The 13,956-nt window shown below is 67.3% G+C and carries 12 protein-coding genes and 2 pseudogenes; 3 read left to right on the top strand and 11 right to left on the bottom strand.

What is annotated here, in order from left to right; translation table 11 throughout:
* Nucleotides 1-31 precede the first annotated feature (31 nt).
* Complete coding sequence (locus ACIRQF_RS30595; protein WP_404096971.1) at nucleotides 32-592, top strand: flavoprotein; 561 nt, start codon at nucleotides 32-34, stop codon at nucleotides 590-592.
* A 147-nt stretch (nucleotides 593-739) separates the two neighbouring features.
* Here the strand turns inward: ACIRQF_RS30595 and ACIRQF_RS30590 are convergent, their stop codons facing one another.
* Nucleotides 740-1,114 carry a hypothetical protein gene (locus ACIRQF_RS30590; protein ID WP_404097582.1) on the bottom strand — a complete coding sequence of 125 codons (375 nt, stop codon included), beginning with the start codon at nucleotides 1,112-1,114 and terminating at the stop codon, nucleotides 740-742.
* A gap of 365 nt (nucleotides 1,115-1,479) precedes the next feature.
* Nucleotides 1,480-2,607 carry an MFS transporter gene (locus ACIRQF_RS30585; RefSeq protein ID WP_404097567.1) on the bottom strand — a complete coding sequence of 376 codons (1,128 nt, stop codon included), beginning with the start codon at nucleotides 2,605-2,607 and terminating at the stop codon, nucleotides 1,480-1,482.
* Between the two features lie 289 nt (nucleotides 2,608-2,896).
* Between ACIRQF_RS30585 and ACIRQF_RS30580 the strand changes: the two genes are divergently transcribed.
* Nucleotides 2,897-3,268: a hypothetical protein gene (locus ACIRQF_RS30580; RefSeq protein WP_404096968.1), complete on the top strand. Its 372-nt coding sequence runs from the start codon at nucleotides 2,897-2,899 to the stop codon at nucleotides 3,266-3,268.
* A 105-nt stretch (nucleotides 3,269-3,373) separates the two neighbouring features.
* Complete coding sequence (locus tag ACIRQF_RS30575) at nucleotides 3,374-3,649, top strand: hypothetical protein (protein ID WP_404096965.1); 276 nt, start codon at nucleotides 3,374-3,376, stop codon at nucleotides 3,647-3,649.
* A gap of 648 nt (nucleotides 3,650-4,297) precedes the next feature.
* Here ACIRQF_RS30575 and ACIRQF_RS30570 read toward each other — a convergent pair.
* From ACIRQF_RS30570 to ACIRQF_RS30530, 9 genes and pseudogenes are all read right to left on the bottom strand, one after another.
* Nucleotides 4,298-4,660, bottom strand: a pseudogene (locus tag ACIRQF_RS30570) (TniQ family protein); the annotation flags it as partial.
* Complete coding sequence (locus tag ACIRQF_RS30565) at nucleotides 4,657-5,802, bottom strand: AAA family ATPase (RefSeq protein WP_404096962.1); 1,146 nt, start codon at nucleotides 5,800-5,802, stop codon at nucleotides 4,657-4,659. The gene ACIRQF_RS30565 and the pseudogene ACIRQF_RS30570, both read right to left, overlap by 4 nt.
* The gene (locus tag ACIRQF_RS30560) at nucleotides 5,795-7,939 is read right to left on the bottom strand and encodes a Mu transposase C-terminal domain-containing protein (protein WP_404096959.1); all 2,145 of its coding nucleotides are present in this window, start codon (nucleotides 7,937-7,939) and stop codon (nucleotides 5,795-5,797) included. Before ACIRQF_RS30560 ends, ACIRQF_RS30565 begins: the two co-directional genes overlap by 8 nt.
* Entirely contained in the window at nucleotides 7,936-8,667 is a 732-nt protein-coding gene (locus tag ACIRQF_RS30555; RefSeq protein WP_404096956.1) for a TnsA-like heteromeric transposase endonuclease subunit, read from the bottom strand. Before ACIRQF_RS30555 ends, ACIRQF_RS30560 begins: the two co-directional genes overlap by 4 nt.
* Before the next feature lie 221 nt (nucleotides 8,668-8,888).
* A pseudogene (locus tag ACIRQF_RS30550) lies at nucleotides 8,889-10,688 on the bottom strand (glycoside hydrolase family 15 protein); the annotation flags it as partial.
* Between the two features lie 110 nt (nucleotides 10,689-10,798).
* Complete coding sequence (locus tag ACIRQF_RS30545) at nucleotides 10,799-11,605, bottom strand: hypothetical protein (RefSeq protein WP_404096953.1); 807 nt, start codon at nucleotides 11,603-11,605, stop codon at nucleotides 10,799-10,801.
* A 457-nt stretch (nucleotides 11,606-12,062) separates the two neighbouring features.
* Nucleotides 12,063-12,632 (bottom strand): hypothetical protein, encoded by a 570-nt coding sequence (locus ACIRQF_RS30540; protein ID WP_404096950.1) that lies wholly within the window; start codon nucleotides 12,630-12,632, stop codon nucleotides 12,063-12,065.
* A 113-nt stretch (nucleotides 12,633-12,745) separates the two neighbouring features.
* Entirely contained in the window at nucleotides 12,746-13,039 is a 294-nt protein-coding gene (locus ACIRQF_RS30535; protein WP_404096947.1) for a hypothetical protein, read from the bottom strand.
* A 396-nt stretch (nucleotides 13,040-13,435) separates the two neighbouring features.
* The gene (locus ACIRQF_RS30530; protein WP_404096944.1) at nucleotides 13,436-13,945 is read right to left on the bottom strand and encodes a hypothetical protein; all 510 of its coding nucleotides are present in this window, start codon (nucleotides 13,943-13,945) and stop codon (nucleotides 13,436-13,438) included.
* Between the last annotated feature and the right edge of the window lie 11 nt (nucleotides 13,946-13,956).

The following is a 13,956-nucleotide window of genomic DNA, read 5'->3' as shown; positions in this document are numbered from 1 at the left end:
CCGTTGTTCCGACGAGAGCGGAGAAGGCTACGTGGGTTCCGCAGAGGCCAAGCAACAGGTGCTGTACGTCGTGGCGTGCGGCGGGTACCCGGCCGAAGGCCTCCCTGCTCTGGTGAAGTGGGCCCAGGACGAGGGTTGGGACGTCTGCGTTATCGCAACGCCCAAGGGGTTCGAGTTTCTTGACGTTCCAAGGCTTCGCCAACTGACTGGCCATCCGGTCCGGTATGACTACAAGCAACCGGATGACCCCGATGTCCTTCCGCCGGCGGACGCCTTTCTGATTGCCCCAGCCACCTTTAACACCATCAACAAACTGGCCGCCGGGGTTTCGGACACTCTGGCGCTCGGTCTCCTCAATGAGGCCATCGGATTCGGCAAGCCGATTACCGCTGTCCCCTGGCCCAACAGGGTGCTGGCGCAGCGACTTCCCTTCCGTAACAGCGTCGAGAGCCTCCGCAGCGAAGGCGTTTCGTTCGTCTTGGACTACGACCGCCTTCCCGCTCCTGCATCGGGGCGGCCCGGGGCGAAGACGTTCCCCTGGGACCAGGTCCACGAGGAACTCACGACTGTGCATCACCGCCTGACAGGTTGACGGCCAGGTATACCTGCTGCGCCGAGCCCAGCCGACGGCACATTTGTGTACCTCGTGAGGAACGGCGAAGGCGGGCACGGAGTGGGCCTTTGGTTTGGCCGGGCGCGTGCGGTGTGGGGTGCTCATGGTGACTCCGTGAGGCAGCGGTCAGATGCGGGTCTCGGTGCGTGCCAGCGTGAGGAAGCCGCCGCGTGCCCGGATAGCGGCCAGGGTGCTTTCGTAGACCTCGTCGAATGTGCTGATGTCGGTCCGGGATGCCGCAACGATGCCGTGTATCTCGCCGTGGCAGAGGGCCGTGAAGAGGCGGGCTAGCTGCGGGCGTAGCGCCGGATCGGTCATGCCGGTGCTATCCCAGGTGGTGATGCTCGCCTCCCACCTCCGCCGGCTGACGACGTTCTGGGTCTGGGTCAGTCGGCAGGCGGGGTCCTGGTCCGGCTCGATCAGGGTGTACTGACCGACTCGTACCAGCGTGTCGGCGGCAGCGAGCCGCTCCAGAGCCCGGTCGACATCAGCCTCGCGCATGACCCGCAGGCGTGCGGACCCCCTGGCAGGTCGACCGGATCCCGTCAGCACTGGCAGGAGCGACCGCCCAACCGTGCGGAGCGTGCCACGGTGCGCGGCGGCCTTCTGCGGGTAAGTCGTTGACAGGGTGTTCACAGGACTTCCTGGGGGTGAGAACGGGCAGCGAGGGGGCTGAGTCGGCGTTACCGGGGTCAGGAATTGGGTCGTCAGCACAATGTAGGTTCCGGTGAGCCGTGTCATCCGGAGACTGAATGACCTGTGTTTTCGCGGCTCGATTCCGCGGTCGTGTCGGCGGTGCAGTCCCGTCTTCGCGTCGTTTTCCTCAGCGGACGAGAAGCAGCACCGGCCGCCCAGTGACGGTGGCTCTAACCGGCGGACTCCGGTCCGAAAACTCGCAGCAGCCGCCCGCCAAGCAGCACTGCGCCGGCCCCGACAGTCAGTAGCCCGCCGAGGAGGAAGGTGCCCCGCACGCCGGCGAGCGGCAGGACCAGTCCGCCGAGCGCGGCGCCCGCTGCGATACCGGCGTTGTATGAGCCGGAGTTCGCCGCGAGTGCGATATCTGTGCGGCCCGGTGCGCAATGCAGCATCGCGTTCTGGGTGGTCATGAACACCGGCCCGAGTGCACTGCCCATCAGCGCCAGGAACACCACCGCGGCCACCGGCTTGGTGCCGATCGCATACAGACCGAGCATGCCCACCGCCTGTGTAGCAACGGCAGTGGTCAGTGCGGCCTGCGGAAAGCGGTCCAGCAATGCCCCGGTGATGCTCACTCCGGCCAGACATGCAACCCCGAAAGCCACGAACAGGGCACTGACCGCGCTTGAGGAGAACCCGCTCACGTCGCCCAGGAACTTGACGATGTAGGTGTATCCCGCGAAGGCCCCAGTAGCGGATAGGGTCCCGGCCGCCAGCACGATCCCGAACCGGCGGACGTCGGGACTGGTTCCGTAGGCGGCGTTCTCCTCTTCCGGACGGGAGGTGGGCAGCAGAACCGCGATGGTCACCAGAGAGACAAGCCCCAGAGCCGCGAGCAAGGCGATGGGCACCTGCCAGTGGCTCTGCTGGCCCAGCCAGGTCCCGGCAGGAACACCGAGCACGAGGGCGAGCGAACCGGCGACGGACAGCGCTCCGACCACACGTCCACGGACCTCGGGCGCGAACAGGCCCACCGCGACCGGCCCCATCACGGCCCAGAACAACGCTTGGGCGAGCGCGGTCAGCAGCCGCGCGAAGAGGAGCACCCAGTAGGAGGCGGCCAGCGCCGCAACCAGGCTGGACACGACCAGCGCGGCCAGCAGTCCAGTGAGCACATGGCGTCGAGGCACGGCCCGCATGACGTAGGCGAGCGGTAATGACGCGACGGCCACTGTCACGCCGTAACCGGTGACCAAGAGACCGACCGCTGACACCGACACCCGGAGGCTTTCGGAGATGAGCTCCAGGAGGCCGATCGGCAGATTTTCCGCGGTGTTGAGGGTGAAGGCGGCCAGCATCAGGGCTGCAAGCACCGCCAACCTGTGCCACGGAGGCGGATGCATCGTGACCTTGCGGTTTCTTCCTGACCTCGTCCATTGCGCCTGCTCCGTGGCACCGTTCATGTAGGTAGCTCACCGGGCTGCCCGGTCCCGCCGCAACCGAATTCATCTGCCGTGTAGGGAACTCAGAGGGCAACTGGCGCATCGCGAGATCCTCCTGACCTGGGGTTTCACGTATCGGTCCCACCTCTGTGTCCTTGGTTTTGTCCCGTGGTGCTGCCGTTTTCCTCAGCGCCATGGGTGCGGCATGTGGATCGTGGGCCACGGCTTGGTGTGCCGCGGCGGTGAGCGAGTAGTAGGTGCGTCGGCGTGCGGCGCCTGGTCGTTCGGCACGGGTTTCGAGGCGGCTTGTGAGCCAGCCGGCTGCTTCCAGGCGTTTGAGCTGCTTGTAGGCGGTGGCGAACGGGATGCCGGTTGCGGTGTGGATCTGGCCTGCGTGGGTCTCGCGGCCTGGGTGGGCGAGGAGGTGCTCCAGGAGAGGCAATACAGGAGGAGGGATATGGATCCGTTCCCCGAACTGGAAGTGAGCGTGAAGACTGGTCAGCGCGCCGCGCTCACCATCGACGACGGCGACTGCGGCGTCGACTGCGTCCTGGTCGGGAATCGCCTCGATATTTGATCCGAGCGCGTCGTGCATGAGTTTCTCGACGTCATCGCGGTCGAGGTCCTGTAGGAGACGGGCTCCTCGCCTGGTTGGCTTCTGTGGTGTGTGTCGGACCGAGCGGTGGAAGAGTTCAGCCCCGACGGCGCATTCCAGCTGGTCGAGCTGCAGCGTGAGCGCGCTGGGCACGAGTCCGAGATAGGCTGCGCTGGTTTTGAGTGTGGGGAAGAATATGCTGATCTGGAACCGGCGCAGGCGGAGCCAGCCGTGAAGTGTTTCTTCTGCTGCTGTCCGGATATCGAGTGGCACGGATGCTTCGATTTTGGTGATCAATTCGTGCCTGCTCCGGCCGGACGGCCGACGGGGAATTCGGAGATGGTCCAGTCGGCGACGGACTGATTCGATGTTGGCTCCGGTCTCCTGAGCGATGTCGGCCCCAGTCCTTTTCCGTGCAACGTATTGTTCGCGGAGCCAGTCGTCGTCGAAGACGTGCGGGCGGTTTCCGCGGAAGACCGTGATGCCGAGCTCCCTGGCGTGCCGGACGACGTCCCGCCTCGGGAGTCCGTGAGCATCGGCGATCACGCTGAGGGGGGTGCGGCCTTCTGTGTATTCGCGCTGGAGGAAGTCGGGGGTCAGGACGGTTCGCCGTCGTTCCTGCAGTCGCCAGCCGCCGAGCCCGCTCGTGGGGTCGGTGACGTCGGCGAGGGCTTTCTGCCAGGCAGCTCGGGCAGCATCGCTCAGAGCCCGGAGATCCGAAGCGGTCAGTGACTCCACCAGCGGTGAAAGGCGTTTGTCGGCCTCCGCGAAGGTCCGTCTGGGGTCCACCCGCCGGTGGACGGGGAGCGAGTCGAGCTGTGTCTGGGCCCGCAGCAGCGGGTGTCGTGGGGGTAGAGCGAGGGCAGGGAGGTCGCCGAGTCCGGTCCCGCAGACGGTCCTGTAGCCGCTGGGGCGCATGCAGTGCCCGGGCGGGTGCAGGTGAACGGGCTTGGGCAGGAACACGCGGGGTTCGGTGCGGCATCCGGGGCAGTGGCCGTGCAGGAGCACCTGGTGTTTGGCGCAGGCGAAGGTCCAGGGCAGCCACCAGCGTGTCGGAAAGCGTCCTTGGTCCTCGGTGAGGCACTGCGGGCAGAACCGCCAGTGGGGTGCCCGGTGCCCGAAGAGGGCGGCCGGAACGGATGAGTGGTCGAGTGCCTCAGCTGGCAGGTTCAGTTGCTTGTTCAGCCGCTGGAACATCTGCGGGGACAGGTTCACGAGGAGGGAGTGGGTGCGTTCTTGCGCGGGCAGCCCGAGGGCGTCCAGCAGCGCGGACAAGGGTGTCCGGGAGCGGCGGGCGAGGGCCTCCAGCCAGCTGTCCAGGCTCTCGCCCGGCTGCGGGAGGACGCGGATCGCCAGCGTGCGGAGTTCACTCACGACGCCTTCTCCCGGTTCTGTCCGGGCCGGCTGACGAGCCGGCCGGCGCCGAGGGCGTCGTGGTACTCCTGTCGGGCCCGTTCGGAGGCGGCGTCGTTCTTCACCTGGTCCAGCAGCTTCGTGTCCAGGCGCTCGGCTCCGGTCCGTACGGCTCTCTGGCAGCCGCGGTTGACGAGAGTCATGAGCGAGCCGATGTGGCCGGTGCTGCGGGCGAAGAGGTAGTCGGACAGGTCGTCCGCGATCATGCCGGGGTACTTGTTCGCGAGGATGACGCGTTCCTCGATCGCGAGGAGGGTGTCGCGCCAGCCGCGGCGTCCCCTCTCGGTCTTGATGTCGAACGGTTCCATGCCCAGCCGGGTCGTGCGGCGTCCGGTCTGGGCGAGGACCGCGTCCTCGTAGCTTGCTCCCTCGCTGAACAGCCCCCGGTTTTCCAGGCCGACGCCGACCATCAGCAGGGTCACCGGGAATTCGTTGGCGATGTATTTGAAGTGGTTGCTGACCTCGATCCCGCTCTTGTTCCGCCATTTCAGGAAGTGTAGATCGTCCACGATCAGCAGCTTTGTCTCTGCGGACAAGATGGAATCGAGTGCGCGGTAGCCGAATTCGGCAGTCGTGCCGCGGTGGCGGCCGGGGTGGCTGAAGTACTCCAGAATGGCCCGGTTGAAATCGCGCATTCCGGTGTTGCTGGTCAGGCCGACGCGGCAGACCGGCCAGCGCTCGTGGCCGTCGTCGGTGTACTTGCCTTCTTCCTTGATGATGCGGCGGTGGAGCTTGCGGGCAAAGGCGAGCACTGCGGTGGTCTTGCCCAGACCAGGGAAGGCGTCGAGGGCGATCCCGCCCTTGACCTTGTCGCCGTCCTGGTCGTTGCTGTCGAAGATGTCCCAGAGGTCTTCGTGCAGGGCCTGCATCTGCCAGGTGTCCAGCGGGCCGAGGTTCGCGTGCCATTTGCGGCGGGCGCGGTTGTATTCGGCGAGCGCCTCCTCACGCAGCTTCTTTAGCTGCCGGCGGGACAACATCTCCGGACGGATCCGGCGAGGGGCGTCGGCGAAGCGGGCGAAGCCTTCCTTGCGGGACAGCGTGAGGTGGTCCAGCCGGGATCGCAGATCGGCTTCCTCGGCCAGGGCCCGGGTCGTCTTATTCATCATCATCGACGTCCTTCAAAGCCGTGGCGTAGAAGTCGAGTTCCTCGTCCAGCTCCTCCAGAGCGTCCGCGTCGCCATCCCCCTGCTCGGCCTCACCGGACTCGATGGCCGGCGCCGAGGGCTGTTCGGGAAGGGAGAGCACGCGGGCGACCGACGGCAGGACGTCGACCTCGCAGACCTCGTCCTTGGGCAGGTCCACGGCGGCCTGTTCGCGAGAGAGCCGCAGGGCCATGCGCCGCTCGACCAGGGAATTGCCGAGTCCGAGATTCCACCGCTCCAGCAGCAGCGCGACGGCGAGACGGTCGTTGGGGTAGGTGTACTGCTTCGCGGCCAGGCGCCGGGCGAACTGCAAAGCCTCCTCGCTCAGCGGCATCTGCAGGCTCGGCGCGTGTTCCCAGCGCAGTGTGTGCCATGTGCGCTCGGCGTCGCGGAAGTAGACGCGGGTGACGTCATCGGGGTCGGCGAAGAACTCAAGCCGCCGCTGGGACAGCGAGATGTCTGATCCGGCCATGTCCCGCAGGCCGTCGAGCCCCGGACCGTCGTAGCGGCGTCCCTTGATCTCGACGCCGTAGTGCTGGACCGTCCGCATCGTGACCTCCAGGAACTCGTAGGCCAGATCCGGATCACGCGGCACCTCGATGTAGCCGGCCCGCGCGAGCCCGTGCTCGAACATCGCCGCCGGCGACAGGTCCACACTCGGCAGGTGCGGATCGATGAGACCACTGTGTGGCCTGCGGTGATACACACAGGCCACCCACTCGCGGATGATCGCCTCAAGCTCGTGCAGGAAGAAGAAGGCGTCCTTCTCGGGGTTGAGCCCCCGCGAATGGATGTCGGGGCCCTTGTAGCCGGGCAGCAGCTGCAGCACGTCTTCCCGCACGGTCCTGAAAAATCTCTCCAGCGGGCCCTTGTCCCGGCCCGTCCGCAGCCGGGCCGGCTGGATCGACATGCCCATCCGGCGGCAGACGCTGGTCAGATGGGCAGAGAGATAGATCTTGCCGTGGTCGACGATGACCGTCTCCGCCGCCAGTGCCGGGCCGACGGCCCCCGTGACGGGACCATGGACCGCATCGGCATCCACCAGGACACTGCGGGGAATCCCGTGATCGGGCCAGGCCGCTTCCTTCGGCCAGCTCTCGGGGACGGGCCGCGGCCGGTAGGTCTGGAACAGGACGGCCGCCGCGTCAACGGCCTTCGTCGACACCGGCGTGACGCGGATGCCGGTGATGCAGCGGGTGTACCAGTCCATCGCGACCGTCAGCTCCGCCTGCACCCACTTCAGCGTCACCGGGTCGAAGGCGAAGACATCCAGCCGCGTCGTGTCCATCAACACGTACTCGCCCGGCCGGGTGGGCCGCAGCTTCCCGTAGACACCAGCGGGACGAGCCGCGATGTCGCGGTTGCGTTTCGTACTCAGCCGGAACGTCGGATGACGCCGATCAAGCTCGTGCATCCACCGATAGCCCGCCGTCCGCTTCGGCAGCGGCACCACATTGGGCCCGAAACGCTCCTCCAGCCTTGCCTCCACCCGCTCCAGCACGAGCGTGATCGAGGGCCGGGACTCCTCCTCGTACTCGCCCAGAACCTCTTCAGCCACCTCCACCCAGCGCGGATCGGCATGAGACAGCCCGCCTTCGGCCTGAGCCTTCTTCGGGACGAGCCCCACCTCACCGCTCTCGACAAACGCGCGTGCCCAGCGCTCCACCGACCGCACGGTCACACCCAGCTCGGCCGCCTTGGCCGCATACCGCTTCCCCAGCGAAAGTCCGGGAGCGTACTCAGGCCGCGGCTCACCGGGCCTCGCCCACTCCTCGGAACCCGAGCGGTAACCCGTCAGCGTCTCCCGGACGTGCCCGGCCCGTTCCGACACGTCCTTGCGTTCCTCCTTGGTCAGCCGGGCCAGCACCACGGAGACCAGGTCCCCGTCATCGGCGGCCGGCCCCGAGTCTGTGGGGATCACCTCGGCTCGGTCCGAGGTCAGCAGTTCCCGTACCGAGATCCGCACCAGCCGGTCACGGGCGTCCTTGAGGATGACCTCCATGCCCGTGGCCAGGCTCGCGAACTCCACGACCTCGACCGTCTCGCCGTCGAGCCGGAAGCGTGTGCCGACACCGAGCCGCGTTCCCGCCCCGCTCATGCGGCCCTCCTCAGCACGTGCCCAGAACTGAGCGGCCGGTCCAGCTCGGTCGTCACGTGTCCTGACCACAGCAGGTGCAGCACCGCCGACTTCACCAGCGGCCGGGGGCAGCCGGGCAGCAGCCGGAAAGCCTCGCGCAGCGAGAGTCCCTCCAGTTCACAGGCCCGCAGGCCGTTCAAGAGGCCCGGGTCGAACAGCCAGTCCCTGCGGTAGCCGGAGAGGAAGCGGACGTTCTCCAGCTCATGAGGATCCGGCTCGCTCCAGACCTCGTAACACCATCCGCGGGAGGCGACCGCCGCACGAGTCCATGCGAACGTGAACGCGACCTTCGGCCGTTCCAGCCGATGACGCGGCTTGACGTCCACGATCACCGGTCCGTCATCGGTCAGCAGCAGGTAGTCCGGGATGTGCCGCCGCAGCCTGCCCTCAACCACTGCCTTGAGCAGGAACGGCTGAGCGACGACGTGCCGGACACTCGGCGTGAAGTCCGCGAACAGCAGCCGTGCCAGCTCCAGCCGCGACTCGTAGATCACGTGGTCGCGTACCGTCGCCGCCCAGTACGTGCCCGAGTAGTGCTGCTGGCCCTTGTACCAGCGGAACGTTCGCCACGGCTGTGCGTGCCGCAGGAGATCGAGTGGCGCGGACGCCCACTCCAAGTCCTCCACCACACACTCGTCGGTCTGCCGGACACTCACCTGTACCGACGTGGCCAGATCTGTTGCGCTCACCGGACCCCCAGCCTTGCGTTCTCCAGGGCGGCTTGATCGGCCGCCGAACGCTGCTGGCATGCCCCGGTCGTCTGAGTTGATGACGACCGGGACGGCCTGGTACACGAAGAGTGGAACCGCTTGAGTTAGAGGCATGAATCCCGCTCACCTGTCGTATCCGACACGGCTACGACATCCCCCCGCGGAATCCGACACGGGGAACGGGATCCCACACACAACTCCCCGCCATGGGAATCCAGCGCCCCGACCTTGAGGGCCGTGTCAACGAGCGCCACATGGCTGAACGCCTGTGGGAAGTTGCCGACTTGACGCTGCCGCCGGGAATCCCACTCCTCGGCAAGCAGGCCGAGGTCGTTCCTCAGCCCGAGGAGCTTCTCGAAGAGGGCACGGGCCTCGTCGAGGCGACCGATCATGGCGAGTGCGTCGGCGAACCAGAAGGAACACGCGAGGAAGGCACCCTCGTCGCCCTTCAGCCCGTCGACGCCCGCGCCGGAACCGGCAGTTGGGTAGCGCAGGATGAAGCCGTCCGGGGTGGACAGCTCGCGCTGGATCGCCTCGATGGTGCCGATGACGCGCTTGTCGTCGGGCGGCAGAAAGCCTATCTGCGGGATGAGCAGCAGCGACGCGTCGAGCTCGCGGGAACCGTAGGACTGCGTGAAGGTGTTGCGTTCCTTGTCGTAGCCCTTGTCGCACACGTCGCGGTGGATGGTGTCCCGCAGATCCCGCCAGCGGTCCACGGGTCCGTCTGTCTCGCCTGACTCGATGAGCTTGATCGTGCGGTCGACGGCTGCCCACGCCATGACCTTGGAGTGGACGAAGTGACGGCGCGGACCACGGACTTCCCAGATCCCCTCGTCGGGCTCCAGCCAGTGCTGCTCTAAGTGCTCGATGAGCCGCAGTTGGAGCGCGGAGGCGTAGTCGTTGCGGGCGAGGTTGGTCGTACGGGCGATGTGAAGGGTCTCGGTGACCTCGCCGTACACGTCGAGCTGGAGCTGGTGCGCGGCGCCGTTGCCGACTCGGACCGGGGCGGAGTTCTCGTAGCCGGGCAGCCAGTCCAACTCGGCCTCGCCCAGTTCGCGCTCTCCCGCGATGCCGTACATGATCTGCAGGTTCTCCGGGTCGCCGGCGACGGCCCGCAGCAGCCACTCGCGCCAGGCGCGGGCCTCCTCGCGGTAGCCCGTGCGCAGCAGTGAGGAAAGGGTGATGGCCGCGTCCCGCAGCCAGGTGTAGCGGTAGTCCCAGTTGCGGACGCCGCCGATGTCCTCCGGCAGGGAGGTCGTCGGGGCCGCCACGATGCCGCCCGTGGGGGCGTACGTCAGCGCCTTGAGGGTGATCAGCGAACGGATGACGGCCTCGCGGTAGGGGCCGTGGTACGTACAGTGCTCGACCCACTCGCGCCAGAAGTCCTCGGTCGCCTTCAGCGACTGCTCGGGCTCCGGCAGCGGCGGCGGCTGCTTGTGCGAGGGCTCCCAGGAGATGGTGAACGCGATCCGGTCACCCGGGGCGACCGTGAAGTCCGAGTACGTCGTCAGGGCCTTGCCGTACGTCTCGCAGTCGGTGTCGAACCACACCGAGTCCGGGCCCGCCACGGCGACCGTGCGGCCCTCGTGCTTGTGGACCCAGGGCACGACCCGGCCGTAGGAGAAACGCATCCGCAGGGCCGAGCGCATAGGGACGCGGCCCGCGACGCCCTCCACGATCCGGATGAGCTGGGGGGCGCCGTCACGCGGGGGCATGAAGTCGGTCACCCGGACCGTGCCGCGTGGGGTGTCCCACTCGGACTCCAGGATCAGGGAGCCGCCGCGGTAGGTGCGCCGGGCGGCGGTGGGGGGTTCGGCGTCGGCCGCGTGCGCGGGGCCGAGCCGCCAGAAGCCGTGTTCCTCGGTGCCCAGAAGGCCGGCGAAGATGGCATGCGAGTCGAAGCGGGGCAGGCACAGCCAGTCCACCGTGCCGTCCCGGCAGACCAAGGCGGCGGTCTGCATGTCTCCGATGAGTGCGTAGTCCTCGATGCGCACGGGCATGAACATCCGTCTCTTCAGGGTGCTACCCGCGGTATCCGGCAGGGCAGCACAGGGCTCATATGCGGGTGGGGAAAGGGGAAGCGGATCCGTTCCGCTGCCGGGTGAAGCGGTCAGACGGCCGGCGTGCCGGCGCTCGAGGTCGCCCCGGGAGCGGTGGATCCGGCAATGGCGTCGGCCAGAAGCAGTGCCTGCTCGGGGGAGGCACTGCCGAGGGTGATGCGGTGCGGCCGACTGGAGATACACCCCTGGCATGCCGGATTGGGTGTGCTCGCGAGAAAGCCGCCAGAGGCCTTACTCACGACGGGCCCCAGGAGTTTTGCCAGCGTCTCCACATCGCGCCAGCAGTCTGGATCCCAGCGATCGTCCAGGTCGAGCTCGTCGAGCTCTTCGCTGTGACCGCCGTCGAGGACGGCGTAGAGGGCGAGGGCCTCCTGGATATCGATGTCACCGACGAGAACGGCGCCGTCGGCAACGAAGATGTGCGCTTTGCTGATGCCTATTCCGCTGAAGGCAGCCTTCAGCCGCAGAGCGGCGGAGTGGGCGTCAGAGCGGCGGTCGATCACGAGGGCAGCGAGGCGCACCGCGTCGTCACCGGTGGCGAGTTCTACTTTGAGTGCCGTCCCCGGACCGAACTCGACGACCTCGACTCGGGCGTTGATGCCATGCTTCTTCAGCACAAGCCGAAGCGGTGCCGCCGCGTCGGGAGACGGGAGCCCTCGGCCGATCAGGAACCGCTGCACTTCCGGCTCGTCCAGGGGGATGGTGACGATCACAGCGGCCGAGCCGGGGGGCATCCCGGCCTTGGGCATGGCGAGGACGCCGCTGTCCCGGAACGCTGTCCCCAGAGTGCGGAGGGCGGCCTGGCGTTCCTGGTTGGCGGTGTCGTCGAGGGGCGCGTCGACTTCGGCGTTCGGCATGGTTTCTTCTCGCTATGGTGGAGTCGCGGTCTGCTCAGCGCGGCAGTTCGGCAGCGATGATGACGGTCAAAGGGGCTAGGACCAGGACGCCGATGCGCAGGTAGCTCGTGAGTCTGGGGGACATGGACCAAGTCTCAAGTTCGGGGCCGGAGCGAGGCCTGTGGGCTGGGCGTGGGGGCAAGACGGACGACGATGCGACGTGGTACCTGGGACTCGAGGGTGGCAACCGGGTAGAGCTCGGGCTCAAATGGCCATGCATTGAGGAACTGGGTTCCGTACTGCTGGTCGTGGCCGTTCAGGACGCTCACGCGGTCCTGAAGGTGTGCCAACTGTGCCCACGTTGCCTCGCCACACTGGGCTGCGGTAGTGATCAAGCGGAGCAGTGTGTTCCTCGTAGTACGTATGGCGGAACCAGCGGGGTGCGGATTCCGGGGACGTCGGCACTGGCTGGAGCTCCTCACTGCATGACCCTCCGAGCGAGATGCGCGGTCAACGGCTCGTCGATGGAACAGCCATTCAGGACCCGGACCATCTGGGCGGCGAGGACCCAGGCCACCGCGGGGTCTTCGTAGCTCACTGTCTTCGGGCCGATGGCGGCCAGACCGTTCGGGGAGAGCCGGTACTCGGTCCCGTACACCCCGTACAGCACGGGCCGTTTGACGCGCACAGCGAGACCCCCGATCAGGTGAGGACAGAGCGCTGCAATGAGTTCGACGCACTCCTCGCATACAGGCGGGTGACGGTTGGCCATCGCCTCTGGCCAGCCGGGCCAGTCCGCACGGGCATTGGGGAGAAGAAACAGCCAGCCGCGCGCGTCGTGCGCGGCCTCTTTGCCGCAGACCTGGCACAGCATCTCTCTCATCAGCTCGCACTGGCGCAGCGGATGAACCCGGATGAACTCCGGTCGACGGGGGCCCGGAACGACCCTCATCCGAGGCCACAGGGCATAGTCGTCGTCCCGGTCCGCGCTGACCTCATCCTTGTACGTGAGGCCCAGCCGGACCCGGGCGATCAGCGCAGACTTCACGGGCTGCTCGTTGCTCCAGGCCGTGATCACAGGGATCACTCCGGGCCGGCACGCAGGAGGCGACACCGTCGACGTGGATCGCCCTACGCTCAGGGCAGGGAGCGAGGAGTGGTTCATGCCGGCCCCTCACCGCCGTGGAAGATTACGGTGAGCGGCTCGCCGACGGTGAGGTTCCCCGTCTCATGCCCGCGGAGCACGGCGTGCTGATCCGAACAGGCCTTGAGACGATGGCACAGGAGTTGTGCGAGTTCCTTCGCCTCCATCTGGGTCAGGCTCGCTTCGTACTCGTAATGAGGGAGCGACAAGCCGCTGGCCCAGGCGCGCAGCAGGTCCAGCTGCCACGGAGGCAGATCGACGTGGGCGGTGCGGTTCACGGGAACGAGACCGTTTTCCACCGCGAGGTGCACGATCCGAGTCCAGCGGACCGGTTCCCCGTCGGCGAGGGTTCGCCCAAGTGCCGCGACTTCCCGGCGGGCGTCTCCGCAGGTGAGGTACACACCTCGGTTGCGTAGGACGCGCTCGTCCGCTCCGCGGGCCAACAGAGCGAGTGCTTCGAGACCCGTCGGTGAGATGAGCGCCGATGGGCGCGGGGCCGTGATCCCCGGTTGCTCAAGGCACAGGCCAGGTGCGTGCACAGGCGCTTGGCGGTTGACGAGATGTTGGCTGCCCACCAGTACGCGACCTCCTGTCGCCAAGCCGCCTCGACGACCCTGCCGCGCACCTGGGATGGCGGTGCCTGTCTGGGGGAGCGGCATGAGGACCTCCAATGCGACGGGAAGGGTGGAGTGGACGAGGAAGGGCCGTCAGGAATGGCCTCGGTGAGTTCGCAACGCTGTGGCGAGGCTCTTTCGAAGGTCTTGGGCATGCGGCAGTTTCAGCGCCGTAGGGCTGTCGGCGTAGATGTCCCAGGGCGGGGTATCCCACCGCAGCCCCGGCGTCGGCGGCAGCGGAAGCGGCACCAGCGCACCGGTTCCGATCCGGGCCTCGGCGATATCCGCGAGGCATGCGCCGGTTCCTGCTTCGACCAAGAGGGTCACTACGTCGTTCCCGACCCGAAGGCTCGGGAACGTGACGCGGCCGCGGTCGACGTTCAGTAGAACGTCTGAGCCCAGGGCCCGCGGCACGGAAACGGTGTCGAAGCCCTCGCTTCGCGTCTGTACGACGGCGCTCGGGGTGCGTTCCATGAGTTCCTCGGCTTGCTCGGGCGTCACGGGGGCACCGTCGATCAGCAGCGGCCAGCGCAGCACGTCGACGTAGGCGTGCGCGAGCGAGGCCCCGTCACGCGTGGTCGGCGGCCAAGACCTCGTCCTCATCACGTCCTCCT

The organism is Streptomyces sp. NPDC101191, from assembly GCF_044767915.1.
In the GTDB taxonomy this organism is placed as follows: domain Bacteria; phylum Actinomycetota; class Actinomycetes; order Streptomycetales; family Streptomycetaceae; genus Streptomyces.
Note: the sequence above shows the minus strand (reverse complement) of the source record. Positions and strands in the feature narration are given on the sequence as shown.